This window comes from Streptomyces sp. NPDC090741, from assembly GCF_044769045.1.
GTDB lineage: Bacteria > Actinomycetota > Actinomycetes > Streptomycetales > Streptomycetaceae > Streptomyces.
This window is the reverse complement of the sequence record NZ_JBIVXF010000014.1, coordinates 61,587-78,435: the sequence shown is the minus strand read 5'-3', so window position 1 is coordinate 78,435 and position 16,849 is coordinate 61,587. Positions and strand designations below refer to the sequence as shown.

Below are 16,849 nucleotides of genomic sequence, written 5' to 3'. Positions count from 1 at the left end.
TCGTCCTTCTTCCTGGTGTTCCTGCTCTCCTTGGCCACCGCCGCCACCTACCCCGATCCGGTCGATTCCCTCCGATCCTCCATCACGTCGGACGGAGTCGCGAGGGCACGGCCGCCGGGTCAGTGCCAGGGCCCGTCACGGCGAAGGTGGTCCCCGGGGTGTAGGCGTTGACGTACATCGTCCGCCCGTCGGGGGAGAAGGTGACCCCGGCGAACTCGCCCCACTCCGGGGCCCCGGGCCGGCCGATGTCGTCGGCGTTGCGGGCCATCGGGTAGACCTCGCCGCCCGGCGTGATGCCGAAGACGTACTGGGCCCCGCCGCCGTCCTCGCACACCATCAGGCCGCCGTCCGGAGCCAGGCAGATGTTGTCGGGGGAGTCCCCGGGCAGCTGGATGTCGGTGGCCGGGCCGAAGAGCACGTCCAGGCGGATCGTGGAGCGCCGCGGGTCGTGGAACCAGACCTGCCCGTGGTGGTCGGCGGGCGCGCCTTCGAGGCGGCGGGCGTAGCTGGAGACGAAGTGGACGCCGCCGTCGCCCCAGTAGCAGCCCTCCAGCTTCTGGGCGTGGGTGATCCCGCCCGGCCCGAAGTCCTGGAACCGGATGGGGGTCCCGGCCGCCGAGGGGTCGGGCACGGGGACCCACTCGACCGCGAACTCGGCGCCGGGCTCGTCCACGACGGAGAGGTCGGCCAGTCCCGGGACGCGCATGGCGTGGAGGGTGCCCCCGGCGCGCAGGGAGCCGGGGCCGCCGAGGGGCTGCGCGGGCAGGAACCGGTAGAAGAGCCCGAAGGGCTCGATGAAGGCGTCCTCGGTCTCGTAGACGGTCCCGCGGTACGGGTCGACGGCGACGGCCTCGTGCGCGAAGCGGCCCATCGCGGTGAGCGGGACGGCGCCGGAGCGGTGCGGGTCGGCGGGGTCGACCTCGAAGACGTAGCCGTGGTCCTTGGTGTAACCGGAGGTCCCGGCGCGGTCCTCGGTCTCCTCGCAGCTGAGCCAGGAGTTCCAGGGGGTGCGGCCGCCCGCGCAGTTGACGGCGGTGCCGGCGAGGGCGACGCGCTCGGCGGTGACGCCGCCGCCGGGGTCGAGGCCGAGGAGGGTGCAGCCGCCGAGGGCGTGGGGGTCGTACGTGAGGCCGTCGACGGCGGGGACGCGGAGGGCGGCGGTGGTGCGGTTCTCGTGGTTGCGGACGAGGCGGACACGGCCGGAGCCCGCGTCGAAGGCGGCCATGCCGTCGCAGTTGGCCGGTACGGGCCCTTCGCCGGAGCGGAGGGGGTCGCCGGCGCGGGAGAGCACGCGGTAGCGGAAGCCGGCGGGGAGGTCGAGGAGCCCGTGGGGGTCGGGGAGCAGCGGGCCGTACCCCTGGCGGGGCGGCGGGAGGGCGCGGGAGCTGCCGGCGAAGAGGGAGCCGAGGGCTCCGCTGAAGGCGATGCCGGCGAGCAGGGTGCGGCGGGTGACGGACATCGGCGGCTCCCGGGGCGAGGGGGGTGACGGGCCCGTGTTACCACGGGCCCCGGCCCCCCTCCCCCGGACGCGCCGAGCCCGGGGAGCGTTAGATCAGCTCCGCGCTCAGGGTGATCGTCGTGCCCGTCAGGGCCTGGCTGACCGGGCAGTTCTTCTTCGCGTCCTCGGCCGCGGCGGCGAAGCCCTCCGCGTCCAGGCCGGGGACCTCGGCGCGCACCGTCAGGTGGATGCCGGTGATGCCCTCGCCCGGCTGGAAGGTCACGTCGGCCTTGGTCTCCACCCGGGTGGGCGGGGTGCCGGCGCCGTCGAGGCCGTGCGAGAGGGCCATCGAGTAGCAGCTGGAGTGCGCGGCGGCGATCAGCTCTTCCGGGCTGGTCTTGCCGTTCGCGGCCTCGGCGCGCGAGGGCCAGGAGACGTCGAACGAACCCCGACCCGAGGAGTCGAGGGTGACGACGCCGGCACCCTTGAGCAGGTTGCCTTCCCAGTTGGTGTGCGCGGTACGCGTGGTGGCCATCGTGGATCCCTTCGGAGGAAGTGGGGAACTGCCGGACCGTCCCGGTGACGGGTCGGGCCGGCGTCCCCAAACCTACTGGGACACCAGGGGTTTCGCGTCGCGTGCCAGTGCGGTGAGCCTTGAGATGGCCCGGAAGTACTTCTTGCGGTAGCCGCCGTTCAGCATTTCTTCACTGAACAGCCGGTCGAAGGGGACCCCCGACGCCAGGACCGGTATCTCCCGGTCGTACAGCCGGTCCGCCAGGACCACGAGCCGCAGCGCCGTCGACTGGTCCGGGACCGGGCCGACGCCGGTCAGGCAGACCGCCGATATGCCGTCCGTGAGGGCCCCGTACCGGCTGGGGTGGACCCGGGCCAGGTGCTCCAGCAGCCCCGGGAAGTCGTCGAGGCTCGCGCCTTCGGTCGCGTACGCGGCCTTCGTCACCTGCTCGTCCGAGAACGGAGCCGGCGCCTCCGGCAGGCCGCGGTGGCGGTAGTCCTGGCCGTCGATGCGCAGCGGGCGGAAGTGCGCCGAGAGGCCCTGGATCTCGCGAAGGAAGTCCGCGGCGGCGAACCGGCCCTCGCCGAGCTTGCCGGGCAGGGTGTTGGAGGTGGCGGCCAGCGCCACGCCCTGCTCGACCAGCCGGCTCAGCAGCGAGGAGACGAGGACCGTGTCGCCCGGGTCGTCCAGTTCGAACTCGTCGATGCACAGGAGGCGGTGGCCGCCCAGGGTCTGGACCGTCTGCTGGAAGCCGAGCGCGCCGACCAGGTTGGTCAGTTCCACGAAGGTGCCGAAGGCCTTGAGTGCGGGCTCGGCCGGGGTGGCGTGCCAGAGGGAGGCCAGCAGGTGCGTCTTGCCGACGCCGTAGCCGCCGTCGAGGTAGACCCCGCGCGGGGCGGTGGGCACCGGGGCCTTCCTGGCGAACCAGCGGCGCTTGCCGCCGCCGCTCGCGTGGGATCCGCCCAGCCCGGCGGCGAAGCCGCTGAGCACGGTGACGGCCTCGGACTGGCTCGGCTGACCGGGGTCCGGGTCGTACGTGTCGAAGCGCACCGAGTCGAATCGCGGCGGCGGCACCATCTCGGCCACCAGCCGCTCGGCGGGCACCCGCGGCTCGCGGGCGCACAGGGCCTGCGGGCCGGCGTCGGCCGGGTCGGCTATCGGGGGTCGCCCGTAGGTGGATCCGGAGGTGGAGAGTGATGTTGACACAGCTCTTAACTCTACGGGGCGTGGCACACTGCACCGATGCGACGCCTGTTCCCTGTGACCGATCAGACATCGGCCGACCAGACATCAGCCCCCGCGGACCGCAGTGACCGCGAGTGGTCGCTGGACGAGCTGGCGGAGGCGTACGCGTACCCCGCGCTCGGCCCGGAGGGCCACTGGCTGCGCGCCAACATGGTCTCCACCCTGGACGGCGCGGCCCAGCACGACGGGCGCTCGCAGCCGATCTCCAGCGAGACCGACATGCGGATCTTCGGCACCCTGCGGGCGCTGGCCGACGTGGTGGTCGTCGGCGCCGAAACGGTTCGCCAGGAGGGGTACCGCCCGGCCCGGGCCCGGGAGGCCTTCGCGGCCCGGCGCGTGGCCGCCGGGCAGGGTCCCGCGCCCGCCATCGCGGTGGTCACGGCAAGCCTGGACCTGGACTTCTCCCTGCCGCTGTTCACCTCCCCCCTCGTGCCGACCCTCGTGGTGACCGGCGCGGCCGCACCCGCCGAACGGGTGGCGGCGGCCGCGGCGGCCGGGGCCGACGTCGTACTGGCGGGCGACGGGGCGGCCGTGGACCCGGCCCGGATCGTGACGGAGCTCGCCGCCCGGGGGCTGCGCCGCCAGCTCACCGAGGGCGGGCCCCGGCTGCTGGGGCAGTTCGTGGCCGCCGACGCGCTGGACGAGCTGTGCCTGACGATCTCGCCGATGCTGGCCGCGGGCGGGGCCCAGCGCATCTCCGGAGGGCCCCCCGTGGCCGTCCCGCACCGGCTGGCGCCCGCCTCCCTACTGGAAGAGGCCGGGTTCCTCTACACGAGCTACCGTCGGATCTGACAAGGGGCGGAATTTGTTGTTCCGCTTAGCTTCCGGTGGGCACATACCTGGGCAGATAGATCCACGCAGGGCCCCGTGTGAGAGCGGGGCAGGATGGTTTCCGCAGGGGCCGGCCGACCGGCCCCGGCCCATGAAGGAGAGGGCGTCCGTGTTCACGAGCGTATTGATGATCGAGCAGCCGCTGACCAGCGTCGACGTGGACTTCGTCACCAGCCTCCACGGGGACGACCCGGTCTCCTTCCTCGTCCTCATGCAGCCCCGGGGCGACCAGGACCGGCTGCTGCGCGCCATCGACGACGTGGCACTCGGCGAGCTCCCCGAGGCGCTCCGCGAGGCCGACGTACCCGAGGGCCACGCCGCCGGCGGCCCGGCCGAGCAGGCCCTCGTCCTCTCCCTGGAGGCCCTGCGCAAGAAGGGCGCCAAGGCCAGCGGGCAGATCATCGAGGACCACCCGCTCGACAAACTCAAGGCCGTCGTGGAGGAGTCGAACGCCGACGAGGTGATCGTCCTGACCGCCCCGCACTTCGTCGAGGAGTTCTTCCACCGCGACTGGGCCTCCCGCGCGCGCCACAAGGTCGGGGTTCCGGTGCTCAAGCTCTTCGCCCACAACGAATAGGCTGGCGTCCGACACACGCGCCGGGGCGACGGCGGGACGACGGTCCGCACCGCCCGCACCCCGACGCACCCGACCCGTACCACTCCTTACCGACCCGCACCTTGGGGAGATCCCGTATGACGCCGCCCGGCCTGCCGAACGCCATGGAACGCCCGCACTTCATCGGCATCGGCGGCGCCGGGATGTCCGGCATCGCGAAGATCCTCGCCCAGCGCGGCGCGCAGGTCGCCGGCAGCGACGCCAAGGACTCCGAGACCGCCCAGGCGCTGCGCGCCCACGGCGCCACGGTCCACATCGGGCACGCGGCCGAGCACCTCGCCTCCGACGCCACCTGCGTCGTCGTCTCCAGCGCCATCCGCGCCGACAATCCGGAGCTGGCGCGCGCCGCCGAGCTCGGCGTCCCCGTCGTGCACCGCTCCGACGCCCTGGCCGGCCTGATGGACGGCCTGCGGCCGATCGCGGTCGCCGGTACGCACGGCAAGACCACCACCACCTCGATGCTGGCGGTGTCCCTGTCGGCCCTGGGCCTGGACCCCTCGTACGCCATCGGCGGGGACCTGGACGCCCCCGGCTCCAACGCCCACCACGGCGAGGGCGACATCTTCGTGGCGGAGGCGGACGAGAGCGACCGCAGCTTCCACAAGTACACCCCGCAGGTCGCGATCATCCTCAACGCGGAGCTCGACCACCACGCGAACTACGCGTCGATGGACGAGATCTACGAGTCCTTCGAGACCTTCGTCGGCAAGATCGTGCCCGGTGGCACCCTGGTCGTCGCCCACGGCCAGGAGGGCGCCGCCGAGATCGCCGCCCGGGTCCGCGGCACCGAGGACCTCGACGTCGTCACGTACGGCGAGGAGGAGGGTGCCGACGTACGGATCGCGAAGATCACCCCGCGCGGTCTGACCAGTGAGGTCACCGTGGTCATCGACGGCCGGATGCTCACCTTCACCGTCTCCGTGCCCGGCCGCCACTACGCGCACAACGCCGTCGCCGCGCTCGCCGCCGGCGTCGCCCTCGGCATCCCGGCGCACAACCTGGCCTCCGCCCTCGGCAAGTACACCGGCGTCAAGCGCCGCCTCCAGCTCAAGGGCGAGGCCTCGGGCGTGCAGGTCATCGACTCCTACGCGCACCACCCGACCGAGATGACCGCCGACCTGGAGGCCATCCGCGGCGCCGCCGGGGACTCCCGCATCCTGGTCGTCTTCCAGCCGCACCTCTTCTCCCGCACCCAGCAGCTGGGCAAGGAGATGGGCCAGGCCCTCGCCCTCGCCGACTCCGCCGTGGTCCTCGACATCTACCCGGCCCGCGAGGACCCGATCCCCGGCATCACCAGCGAGATCATCATCGCGGCCGCCCGCAGCGCCGGCGCCGACGTCACCGCCGAGCACGACAAGGCCGAGGTCGCCGACGTCATCGCGGGAATGGCGAAGCCCGGTGATCTCGTTCTCACCATGGGCGCGGGTGACGTCACGGACCTCGGTCCGGCGATCCTCGCCCGCCTGACGGACTGAGAACGAGGGAGCGGGAGAGTCATGTCGTACGAGGTCGAGAAGACGGACGAGCAGTGGCAGGCGGAGCTGACGCCGTCCGAGTACAAGGTGCTGCGCCTGGCCGGCACCGAGCCGGCGTTCCGCGGTGAGTACACCGACACCAAGACGGAGGGCGTCTACTCCTGTCGCGCCTGCGGCTCCGAGCTCTTCCGCTCCACCGAGAAGTTCGAGTCGCACTGCGGCTGGCCGTCCTTCTACGACCCGAAGGACTCCGACGCCGTCGAGCTGAAGGCGGACGTCTCGCACGGAATGGTCCGCAACGAGGTCCTCTGCGCGAAGTGCGGCTCCCACCTCGGGCACGTGTTCGAGGGTGAGGGTTACCCCACGCCCACCGACCAGCGCTACTGCATCAACTCCATCTCGCTGCGGCTGACCCCCGACGAGGGCTGACGCCGACGAGGACCGGCACCGCCCCCGGCACCGCCCGGCACCACCCGGGTCCGTCCTGCCGGGGTCCGGTTCACCCCGCGCCGCGGGGCTGGATCAGGCCGAGGTCCGCGAACATCCCGCGGCACCAGGCCAGGGCGGTGTCCAGGTCGCGCCACTGCGGATCGTCGGGCTCCAGGTATGGGAAGACGTACGGGTCGGTGATCCCGTCGGGCAGGTCCGACGGGCGGCACGGCCGGGGGATGCCGTACTGGGCGGCCTTCAACAGGGCGGCGGTCTCGGCGTCCCCGCCGTCCCACACCGCGAACCACAGCCGGCGCAGCATGGCCGGGTGGGCGACGGCGAAGATCAGCCGGCCGACGTCGAGGGGCTCACCGGACGAGATCACCCGGGCCACCGCGGAGCACGGCTCGGCGTCCCGCCGCACCCGGGTCGTGAAGCCCGACCAGATCTCCACCCCGTGCCCGGCCTCGACGATGGCCGCGCACAGGGCCGCCAGCGCCAGCCCCCGGTTGCGGATCCGGTCGTGGGGCGTGGTGTGGTCGTACACGGACGGGATCAGGAAGGTCACCACCTTCCCCTGCCGCGAGACGCGCCGGGGTACCGAGTCCACCATGCACTCCGGTTCCCCGGCGAGGTAGGCGCCGATGTCCACCTCGCTGCCGGTCACGTCCCACACCGGCTCCAGCGAGACGACGGGCGTCCCGAGACCGGCCCGCTCCCGCAGGGCGCCGACGGTGATCTCCTGCTCCTGGAGCGGGACGTGCCATCCGTCGACCGCCAGCCGCAGCGCCTCCTCCCAGGTGGCCCCGGCCCACTCGGTCCGGCCGTGCCGTCCCGAGCCGTTCGGGATGCTCTCCGGGACCTGGGCCGCGTCGAGGAACTCCTGCCAGGACAACATCGGCGCGAGCACGTGCCCCGTCACGACGCGGACTCCCGCCCCGCCTCCGGGCCGTCCAGGCCCAGCGCCGTGCGGTGGGCCGCGGACAGACCGCGCGTCACCCGCCACCGCAGCGCCTGGTCCAGGCTCGCACCGGCCTCCAGCAGCTTGGCCCCGTCGATACCGGCGCGCGGCGAGAACGCCAGCGGCAGCCGCTTCTCCGCCGCGACGGCCCGCAGCTTGCGGACCTCCTGGAGGAGCCGGCGCGCGTCGTCCGGCCGGGAGGGGGCGTTGGCCAGCACCAGCCGGTACTCCAGCCGGGTGTCGATCGGCACGTCGATCACCGTGAACCGGTCGAGCGTGGCGGCGTCCAGCGCCTGCCGTCCGACGTACTGGTGGTCGCCGCCGTGGCCGTACGTATTGGCCGTCGCGATCAGCACGAAGTCCTCGTGGGCGCCCACCATGCCGTCGGCGAAGGCGCAGGTGCGCAGGGCGAGGGCCTGGTTCAGCTCGCCGAGCAGGCCCGGATGGCCGTTGTCGAGTTCGTCGAGCAGCATCACGCCGCCGTGTTCGAACGCCCGGCGGAACGGGGTGTCGTGGTAGTGGCCGTGCGCGTCGAAGTAGCCGAACACCTTGCTCATGGGGGTGGTCGGCCCCAGCGAGAGGGCCTGGAGTTCGAGGCCGAGGGCCTGCGCCGCGTGCGTGGCCATCATCGACTTGCCGGTGCCGGCGGGCCCGACGAGGAGTACGTGGCACCGCGCGTGCAGCGCGAGCAGCAGTTCGGGGAGCACCCGGTGGGTGTCCGCGTCGAGTTCGACGGTGGGCCGGGCCGGGAGCGTCACATGGACGACGGGCGGGGTGAAGTCGGCGAGGACCTTCGCCACTTCCTCGTGCACGGTACGGACGAACTCCGGCCGCGCGTCCAGCACCGCGTCGCGCGAGGCATGCGCGGCGAGGGCGCGGACCGCTCGCTCGTCCTTGTCGCGGCGGGTGGCGAGCACGGCCTCGATCGCGCGCAGGGCGGCGCGGGCCACGGCCCGCTCCTGGGACTCGCCGGCGGCCCTCTTCGCAGCCTCGGCGGCGAGTAAGCCGGTCTTCTCCGTCACTTCCCGTACGAGGTCGGCCCGTTCGCGTTCGAGGGCGGCGCGGACGGCCCGGGACACCGAGGCCTCCTCCCACCGTACGAAGACGTCGTGGGCGACCTGGTTCGCTATCTTCTCCACTTCGGTTCTCATGGTGGCCCGCAACCCTGTCTCCTCCACGACCGCGGCGACGTGCGGCACGCGTGGCCCCGCGGGGCCGTGCCGCAGGCTCCGGGAGGAGCCGCCCGGGGGGACGCGCGGCAGTCCGGTCGCGGTTCCGTGCGGGATGCCGCTAGATGAGGCTGTGGCGGACGGCACAGGCGACGGCGTGGGCCCGGTTGCGGGCCTGGAGGCGGGACATGAGCTCGTAGATCACGTTCTTGATCGTGTGCTCCGAGCAGGACAGGGTGCGGGCGATCACCGCGTTTCCGTGGCCCTCCGCCATGAGCGTGAGCACCGCGGTCTGGCGGGCCGTGAGCCGGGGGGCGTCCGGCGGGGCCGCCGCGGGCCGGCCGGCCGGGGTGCTCGCGCAGGCGGCTCCGGAGGAGGGGGCTCCGGCCGAGGTGGCCGCGCCGAGCAGGCGGACCAGGGCCGGGTAGGGCATCCGGCCGTCCCCGGCCTGGCGCAGCAGGCTCAGCCGGTCCGGGGCCGCGGGGATCCGTACGGGCGCGATCTCACGCGTCTCACGTATCTCATGCGTCTCATGCGTCTCACACGTCTCATGCGTCTCGCGTGTCAGTTCGGCGACGGCGCTCACAGCAGGCCCACCCGCATCGCGTAGGCGACCGCGTGCGCGCGGTTGCGCAGCCGGAACCGCTGGGTGATGTCGTGGACGACGCTCGTCACGGTCCGCGGCGAGTAACACAGCTGCTTGGCTATCTCGTTCGTCTCGTGGCCGTCGGCGACCAGCCGCAGCACGCTGCGTTCCCGGTCGCTCAGGCCCGCCGCCGCCCACGGGTCCGTGCCCCCGTCGGAGCCGCTGCCCGTGCGGCCGCCGGCGCCGGAGCGCTCCAGCAGCCGGTCCAGGAGGTCCGGCGGCAGCGTGCAGTCGCCGCGGGAGGCGGCCAGTACGGCGCGCGCGAGGCGGGTGACGTCCGCCTCGCGGCGGCGCAGCAGCCCTCGGGCGCCGGCCGCGATGGCGTGCAGGGCGCCGTCGGGCGCCAACTCGCCCGCCACCAGCACCACATCGGGACGGGCCGGGGTGTCGCGGACGGTGCGCAGGACGTCGAGCTCGGGCCGGCCGACCTGGTCCACGGTCATGACCACGACCCGCGGGGCCTCGCCCGGGGCGGTCAGGGACACCTCGGGGCAGGCGAACAGGGTGCTCTTGGTTCCGGCTTCCAGTACGGGGTCGAATGCGACGACGTCTACAGGGACGGGTACTCCCACCAGGTCCTCCGATGATCATCCGCCGGCCGGGGTGCCGGACAGGGCGGAAGGGGCACTGCACACAGGCTGCGGGTCGGGGACCGGGTGCGGCATCGGGCCCCGGCCCCCACATTTGCGCAGGAGCGCCCGCACAGGCCCGGATCCTGCGCGGGCAGGCCTCCGAGCCGCCCGCGGCCTGCCGGAACCCGTACGCCGCGGCCCTCCTCCCGGCCGCCCAACCACCCCGTACGCCGGGCCCGCGGCCCCCATGGGGGCGGTCCCACGGAATATGGGGGATCGGCCCCCATGCGCGCGCCCCCGCACTCTGCGAGTTTTCTCCTGTGACCGACACCGCCACCACCGCCGAAGAATCCCAGGTCGGCGGCCTGGCCCCCTCCTGGTGGGCCCGGGCCCTGAACCTGCGGGAGCGGCTCGCCGCCCCGGGTACCCCCGTACCCGCACCGGCCGAAGCCCCCCACAGCCGACCGGCATCCTGGTCCCTGGGGGACACGGACGGCTTCGCGGCCCGGCTGACGAGCCTGGGAACCACCGAGGGCGTGGCGTACGCACTCGCGGCGGAGGCCCCCGGCCGGCTGGCCGCCCGTACGGCCGAACCGCAGTGGGCCCGCTCCATCGAGCGGATGGTGGCCGAGGCCCCGGTCGAACTCCCCGCCGAACTCCCCGCCGAGAGCCCCGCCGGGCTCCCCGCGGCGGCGGACGCGGACGGCGCCGCGGTGTTCCTGCCCGCGCTGCGCCCCCTGATCGACTCCGCCTGGGCCGAGGCGGCCGCCCACCTCGACCTCGCCGGCGGTGAACTCGCCGCCGTACGGGCCGCCTTCGAGGAGCGGCTCGGCGACCGGCTGATCCGCCAGTCCGCCCGCACCCTGGTCCGCGAGCTCCACCGGGCCCGTACGGAGGGCCTGTTGGCGGGGCAGACCCCGCGGGAGCGGTTCGCGGACTTCCTCGCCCGGCTCGGCACCCGGCAGGGCCTCGCGGAGCTCTTCACCCGCTACCCGGTGCTGGCGCGGATGCTCGGCCAGGCCTGCGGCCACGCGGCCTCGGCCACGGCGGAGCTGTTCGAGCGCTTCACCGCCGACCGCCCGGAGATCGTCGCGGGCCTGCTGCACGGCAGGGACCCGGGCGCCCTCGTACGGGTGGACCTCGGCCGGGGCGACGTCCACCAGGGCAACCGGTCCGTGGCCCTGCTGCGCTTCGCCGACGGCGCGACCGTCGTCTACAAGCCCCGGCCGCTCGACCAGCACGTACTGCTGGACCAGGCGGTCGGCTGGGCCAACGCCAAGGTGGCCGGCCTGGGCCTGAGGACCCCGCGCTCGGTGCGCGGCGAGGGCTACGGCTGGCTGGAGTTCATCGAGCACGGCTGGTGCGCCTCGCCCACCGAACTGGACCGGTTCTACCGGCGCCAGGGCGCGCTGCTCGCCCTGCTCTACGCGGTCGACGGCGTGGACATGCACTACGAGAACGTCATCGCCTGCGGTGACCAGCCGGTGCTGGTGGACGCCGAGACCCTGCTCCACGCCGGCCTGCCGGCGGCCGTGACCTGTGGCTCCGACCCGGCGGCGGACGCCCTGGCCGCCTCGGTGTACCGCACCTGCCTGCTGCCGAGCCTGCTGATCGGCGAGAACGGCGCCATGGACATCTCGGCCCTCGGCGGCGGGGACGGCGGCTCGTACCCCAGCGACGGACTGCGCTGGGAGGCGGCCGGAACGGACGAAATGCGGCTGCTGCGCGCCCCGGTGGCCACCGAGGCCGGGCAGAACCGGCCGGGCCCGCAGGGCAGGGCGGCCGGCCACGCCGACCACCGTGCGGCGTTACTGGAGGGTTTCCGGGCCGGGTACGACGCGATCACCGAGCACCGGGCCGAACTGCTCGGCACCGCAACGGCCGACGCGGAGGGCGGGAACGGGCGCGAGGGTGGGGGTGACGGCGGGCTGCTGGCCCGCTGGGCGACCAGCCCGGGGCGTCTGATCGCCCGCTCGACCCGCCTCTACACGACGCTGCTGGACGAGTCCACCCACCCCGACCTGCTGCACGACGCGCTGACCCGGGACACCGTACTCGCCGTGCTCTGGACGGAATCCGAGCACGACCCGGCACGGCAGCGGCTGATCGAGGACGAGATCGCCGACCTGTGGTCCGGGGACGTACCGCTCTTCTACCACCACCCCTCGCACACCGCGCTGCGGACCTCCCGGGGCACCCGACTCGACGGGGTGCTGCCGGCCCCGAGCCTGGGCGCCGCCCGCGCCAAGATCGCGGCCATGGGGGAGGTGGACCGCCACGACCAGGAGTGGATCATCTCCGCGACGCTCGCCGTCACCGGGGCCAACCTCAGCGTCGGCGGCCCCCGTTCGACCCTGGCCGGCCCCGCCGCGCCGGTCGTCGTACCGGAGCCCTCCCGGCTGCTGGCCGCGGCCTGCGGGATCGCCGACGAGATCGCGGCCCGGGCGGTGCACGGCGGCGACCGCGTCAACTGGCTCGGCCTGGAGCAGGTGTCCGGCGAGCACTGGGCCGTCCTGCCGATGGGCGGCGGCCTCGCCCAGGGCTACTGCGGAGTGGCGCTCTTCCTGGCCCAGCTCGGCGCCCTGACCGGGGCCGAGCGGTACACCGCGCTGGCCCGGCAGGCCGTACGGCCGCTGCCCGCGCTGCTCGCCACGCTCGCCGCCGATCCCGGGCTGGGGGCCGCGGTGGGGCCCGGCGCCCTGCACGGGATCGGCGGCATCGTCTACACGGCGGCCCGGCTGGCCCCGCTGCTCGGCGAGGGCGAGGGCGAGGGCTTGGGCGACTGTCTGCCCGAAGCGCTCGCCGCCCTGGAACGCGCGGCCCTGGCCGACACCGGGGACGGCGCCGGGGAAGGTGCCGAAGGGCCGGCCGATCTGGCCGACGGCCTCGCCGGAGCCCTGGCCGCCGCGGTCGCCGCGCAGCGCACGTACGGGTCGGTGGCGCAGGGCGTGGCCCGGCGGCTGGCCGACCGGCTGCTGGTCCGGGCCGAGAAGAGCCTCGCCGGACAGCGCCCCGCGGCCCCCGGCTTCGCCCACGGCGACGCCGGCATCGGCTGGGCCCTGCTGCGCTACGCCGCCGCCCTGGAGGAGGCGGGGGAGTCGGTGGAGTCGGGGGCCGCGTACGCCCGGACCGGCGCCGCCCTGCTGCGCCCGGCGCTGGACGAAGCCCTGCTCCGCCCCGCGGACCTCGGCTGGCACACGGGCCTCGCGGGCACCGCGCTGGCTGCCGCAGACGTACTCGGCTCCGACGCGCTCGGGGCCGCCGGGCAGCCGATCCCCGCGGGGGAACTCGACCGGTGCGCCGCCCTGTTGGGCGCGCCCAGCGCATCATCCGACCTCAGCCTGCACCGCGGCGCCCTCGGATCCCTGGAACTGCTGGGCGTGCTCGCCGGGCAGGGCCACGACGGGGCCCGGGCCGCCCTCGGCCACCGTACCGGGGAGGTTCTCGGCCGACTGGAGGATCACGGCGAGCGCTGCGGCACCCCCGACCACGTTCCGTCCCCGGGTTTCCTCACGGGGCTCTCCGGCATCGGGTACGCCCTGCTCAGGCTGGGCTTCCCGGAGCGCGTCCCGTCCGTCCTGCTCCTCGAACCCGCGTAGCGCACCCCGTACTTCGGCACTTCGGCACGGCAGCACTTCAGCACTGAGCACCACTCCCCATCAGGCATCGAGAAAGGTACTCACGACCATGCAGAAGACCCAGGTCAACGCCCAGTCCATCGCCGCCGACGAGGCCGCCGCCACGGCCGCCGCCGAGGCGCGCACCGAGGACCCGGCCGGCGGGATCACCCTGTCGGGACGGAACAAGGCGTGCGCCCGGGCCCGTGCTCTGGCCGGTGTGGTGCTCACCAGCGGCATCGTCATCACCCTGAGCTCGATCGACACCAGCGTCTCGGCCCCGAACGTCACCTGGTAGTCGCGTGTCCGATCTTCTCCGGATCTCTCCCGGATCTTCACTCCGCCCCTGTGCGAAACGGCCAACTTTCGTCGCACAATCGGCCGATCCCATGAACTAGATTGCGGACATGCGTTCCCGTTCGCGGTACATCGTCGGTCGTGACCCGCAACTGCGAGAGATCAAGCAGGCACTGACCGACGCGGGCGAAGGCCGCGGCGGGGTCGTCTTCCTGGTGGGCGAGGCCGGGATCGGGAAATCCAGGCTCGCCGCCGAAGCCGTGGGCATGGCCTTCGGCATGGGCATGCGGGCCCTGCGCGGCCGGAGCAGCACCACCGGCCCCACCGTCCCTTTCCGGCCACTCACCGAAGCGCTGATGTCGCTCTTCCGCAGCGGCGAACCCCTGGACGACCTGCCGCTGGGCCCCTACCGGCCCGCGCTCGGCAGGATCATCCCGGACTGGAGCAGCGACGCCCAGAACAACAGCTCCATGGTCATCCTCGGCGAGGCCGTCCTGCGGCTGCTCATCGCCACCGGCAAGGAGCACGGCCAGCTCCTGCTCCTGGAGGACCTGCACGACGCCGACCCCGAGACGCTCGCGGTCGTCGAATACCTCGTGGACAACCTGGAGTACACCAACGTGGTGCTCCTGGCCACCATCCGTACGGAGCCCTGCGACGCGCTCGACATGGCCGACTCGGCCCGCCGGCGCGGCGTGGGGACCGTACTGGAACTCGCCCCGCTCACCCGCCCCGAGGTCGGCGCGGTCATCGCCGCCCAGCTGGACACCGAACCCGAACTCGTCCCGCAGGCGGCCCTGGACCGGCTCTGGGACGACAGCGCCGGCAGCCCCTTCCTCGTCGAGGAACTGCTCCAGGGCATGATCGGCAGCGGCGCCCTCGTCCGCTTCGAGGACGGCTGGCGGGTCGTCGGCGACCTGCGCAGCGACGTGTCCACCGCCCTCGCCCGGGGCATCCTGCGCCGCATCGACCGGCTCGGCCCGCAGGGGCTGACCCTGCTCTCCGCGGCCGCCGTGATCGGCCGCCGCTTCCCGCTGACGGTGCTCCAGCGGATGACGGGCATCGACGACCGCGGGCTGCTCAGCCACCTGCACGCCGGCGTCGCGGCCCAGCTCGTCGTCCCCGACGAACCCGCCCCCGACTGGTACGCGTTCCGCCACTCGCTCACCGCCGAGGCCCTGCACACCCAGCTCACCCCGGGCAACCGGGCGCAGATGTCGGGCCGCGCCGCCGACGCGGTGCAGGCGCTCTACCCCGACCTCGAAGGCGACTGGTGCCCCCTGGTCGCGGAGCTGCGCTCCCAGGCGGGCGACGACGCCGAGGCCGGGCGCCTGTTCACCGACGCCGGGCTGCGGGCGCTGGCGGCCGGGGCGATCGGCTCCGCGATCACCCTGCTCAGCCGCGCCGAACGGCTGCTCGCCGCCAGCCAGGACCCGGCCGGGCGCACCGACGCCCTGGAGGCCCTGCTCCCCGCGCTCGCCGAAGCCGGGGACTTCGCCCGCGCCTTCGGCTTCGCGGAGAACCTGCACACCCTCGGCGGCAGCGGCCTCAGCGCCACCCGGCTCGCCGCGCTGCACACCCGCCTCGCCAAGGTGGCGCACACCGCGGGCCGCTGGGAGGACGGCAACAGACAGATAGCCCAGGCCAGATCCCTCCTGGGCGCCCATCCCGACGAGCGCACCACCGCCTCGATCGACGTGACCGCCGCCTACCTCGCGCTCGACACACCCGGCCAGGACCGCACCCAACTGGCCGAGAAGCTCGGCAACTCGGCCCTCCAGGCGGCCCAGCGCCACGGCCTGGCCACCGTCGCCTGCCAGGCCCTGGAACTCCTCGCCACCCTCGCCCGCGAACGGGACTTCGACGAGGCCACCGCCCTGCTGGAATCGGCCCTGCAGACCGCCGAACAGCACCAGCTCCCGCTCCAGCGCATGTACGCGCTGACCCGGATCGGCGGCAACTACTGGCTCACCGAGGGCGCCACCGCCCCGCTCATGGCCGCCCGGAGCGAGGCCCAGCGGCTCGGCTCGGCCAACATCGTCTACACCATCGACGGCATCATGATCCTGGACGCCGTCCTGCGGGCCGAGTTCACCGCCGCGCAGCAGTCCGCCGAGGAGTGCCTGGCCGTCGTACAGCGGCTGCGCCTGGCCCCGGCCACCCGGTACGTCCTGATGGCGCGGGCCGCGCTGGCCGCCCACCGGGGTGACCGGCCCGCGATGGAGGGCGCCCTCGCGACCTTCGCGGAGTGGGACGGGGCCGGCTCCCAGGAGGAACCGCTGACCCTCGGCCTCGCCCGGGCCTTCTGCGCGCTGATGGAGGAGGACCGGCCCGGCGCCGTCGCCGAACTGCGGGCCGTCGCCGATCTGGAGGACGCCAACCCCAGTACGTACTACCTCAGCGGGCGGTACGGCATCGGGCTGCTCCTGGACGTGCTGACGGGGGAGGCCGACCGCACCGCGTACGAGGAGATCGCCGCCACCGCACCCGGCCGGATGCGCTGGAACCGGCAGTTCGTCCTGTTCGCCGGCGCCGTCCTGCTGGGCCGCGAACGCCGTCCCGAGGAGGCCGCTGCCGCCGTGGCCGAGGCCCTGCGCGTCGCCGCCCCGTACGCCACCGCCCTCCACCTGGGCCTGCGGCTGATCGCCGACGCGGCGTACGAGGACGGCTGGGGCGAGCCGGTGGCCTGGCTGCGCCAGGCCGAGGAGCACTTCCACCAGGGCGGCGTGGCCACGGTCGCCAATGCCTGCCGCGCGGCCCTGCGCCGGATGGGCGCCCCGGGCCGGCAGCGCCGTACGGGGTCGAGCACGATCCCGGACGTCCTGCGCACGCAGGGCGTCACGGTCCGCGAGTACGAGGTCTTCCGGCTCCTCGCGGAACGGCTGGGCAACAAGGACATCGCCGACCGCCTCTACATCTCGCCGCGTACGGTCGAGAAGCACATCGCGGCCCTCGGCACCAAGACGGGCCGCACCAACCGGGCCGCGCTCTGCGAACTCTCGGTGTCCCTGGAGGCATCGGCGCCGTAGGGAGTGTCCG

Annotated in this window: 14 protein-coding genes; 7 read left to right on the top strand and 7 right to left on the bottom strand. The window is 74.0% G+C overall.

Going from position 1 to position 16,849, the window contains the following annotated elements; genetic code table 11:
- Positions 1–82: 82 nt before the first annotated feature.
- The 3 genes from ACIQU4_RS31325 to zapE form a co-directional block, all read right to left on the bottom strand.
- Entirely contained in the window at positions 83–1,459 is a 1,377-nt protein-coding gene (locus tag ACIQU4_RS31325; RefSeq protein WP_403737810.1) for an alkaline phosphatase PhoX, read from the bottom strand.
- Between the two features lie 88 nt (positions 1,460–1,547).
- A complete protein-coding gene (locus ACIQU4_RS31320; RefSeq protein ID WP_266997606.1) occupies positions 1,548–1,973 on the bottom strand; it encodes an OsmC family protein in 426 nt (141 codons plus the stop codon).
- Positions 1,974–2,045: 72 nt separating this feature from the next.
- Complete coding sequence (zapE, locus tag ACIQU4_RS31315) at positions 2,046–3,110, bottom strand: cell division protein ZapE (protein ID WP_403738098.1); 1,065 nt, start codon at positions 3,108–3,110, stop codon at positions 2,046–2,048.
- An 84-nt stretch (positions 3,111–3,194) separates the two neighbouring features.
- Here zapE and ACIQU4_RS31310 point away from each other — a divergent pair, with 84 nt between their 5' ends.
- From ACIQU4_RS31310 to msrB, 4 genes are all read left to right on the top strand, one after another.
- A complete protein-coding gene (locus tag ACIQU4_RS31310) occupies positions 3,195–3,989 on the top strand; it encodes a pyrimidine reductase family protein (RefSeq protein WP_403737807.1) in 795 nt (264 codons plus the stop codon).
- A gap of 148 nt (positions 3,990–4,137) precedes the next feature.
- Positions 4,138–4,605, top strand: a complete 468-nt coding sequence (locus ACIQU4_RS31305; RefSeq protein ID WP_403737805.1) for an indole-3-glycerol phosphate synthase — start codon at positions 4,138–4,140, stop codon at positions 4,603–4,605.
- A 116-nt stretch (positions 4,606–4,721) separates the two neighbouring features.
- Positions 4,722–6,119: a UDP-N-acetylmuramate--L-alanine ligase gene (gene murC / locus ACIQU4_RS31300; protein WP_403737803.1), complete on the top strand. Its 1,398-nt coding sequence runs from the start codon at positions 4,722–4,724 to the stop codon at positions 6,117–6,119.
- A gap of 21 nt (positions 6,120–6,140) precedes the next feature.
- On the top strand, positions 6,141–6,548 hold the full coding sequence (gene msrB, locus ACIQU4_RS31295) for a peptide-methionine (R)-S-oxide reductase MsrB (protein ID WP_403737800.1): 408 nt from the start codon (positions 6,141–6,143) through the stop codon (positions 6,546–6,548).
- 70 nt (positions 6,549–6,618) lie between these two features.
- Here msrB and ACIQU4_RS31290 read toward each other — a convergent pair whose 3' ends face one another.
- The 4 genes from ACIQU4_RS31290 to ACIQU4_RS31275 form a co-directional block, all read right to left on the bottom strand.
- Positions 6,619–7,470 (bottom strand): hypothetical protein, encoded by an 852-nt coding sequence (locus tag ACIQU4_RS31290; RefSeq protein ID WP_403737797.1) that lies wholly within the window; start codon positions 7,468–7,470, stop codon positions 6,619–6,621.
- On the bottom strand, positions 7,467–8,660 hold the full coding sequence (locus tag ACIQU4_RS31285) for an AAA family ATPase (RefSeq protein ID WP_403737794.1): 1,194 nt from the start codon (positions 8,658–8,660) through the stop codon (positions 7,467–7,469). Before ACIQU4_RS31285 ends, ACIQU4_RS31290 begins: the two co-directional genes overlap by 4 nt.
- 139 nt (positions 8,661–8,799) lie before the next feature.
- Entirely contained in the window at positions 8,800–9,264 is a 465-nt protein-coding gene (locus tag ACIQU4_RS31280) for a response regulator transcription factor (RefSeq protein ID WP_403737792.1), read from the bottom strand.
- Positions 9,261–9,896, bottom strand: coding sequence for a LuxR C-terminal-related transcriptional regulator (locus ACIQU4_RS31275; protein ID WP_403737789.1), 636 nt, complete (start codon positions 9,894–9,896; stop codon positions 9,261–9,263). The genes ACIQU4_RS31280 and ACIQU4_RS31275 overlap by 4 nt, the downstream gene beginning before the upstream one ends.
- Positions 9,897–10,216: 320 nt before the next feature.
- Between ACIQU4_RS31275 and ACIQU4_RS31270 the strand changes: the two genes are divergently transcribed.
- The 3 genes from ACIQU4_RS31270 (at position 10,217) to ACIQU4_RS31260 (ending at position 16,839) form a co-directional block, all read left to right on the top strand.
- Positions 10,217–13,495 (top strand): type 2 lanthipeptide synthetase LanM family protein, encoded by a 3,279-nt coding sequence (locus ACIQU4_RS31270; RefSeq protein WP_403737786.1) that lies wholly within the window; start codon positions 10,217–10,219, stop codon positions 13,493–13,495.
- Between the two features lie 88 nt (positions 13,496–13,583).
- The gene (locus ACIQU4_RS31265) at positions 13,584–13,811 is read left to right on the top strand and encodes a hypothetical protein (RefSeq protein ID WP_030154593.1); all 228 of its coding nucleotides are present in this window, start codon (positions 13,584–13,586) and stop codon (positions 13,809–13,811) included.
- Positions 13,812–13,920: 109 nt separating this feature from the next.
- Positions 13,921–16,839, top strand: a complete 2,919-nt coding sequence (locus ACIQU4_RS31260) for a helix-turn-helix transcriptional regulator (RefSeq protein ID WP_403737782.1) — start codon at positions 13,921–13,923, stop codon at positions 16,837–16,839.
- The last annotated feature ends 10 nt before the right edge of the window (positions 16,840–16,849 follow it).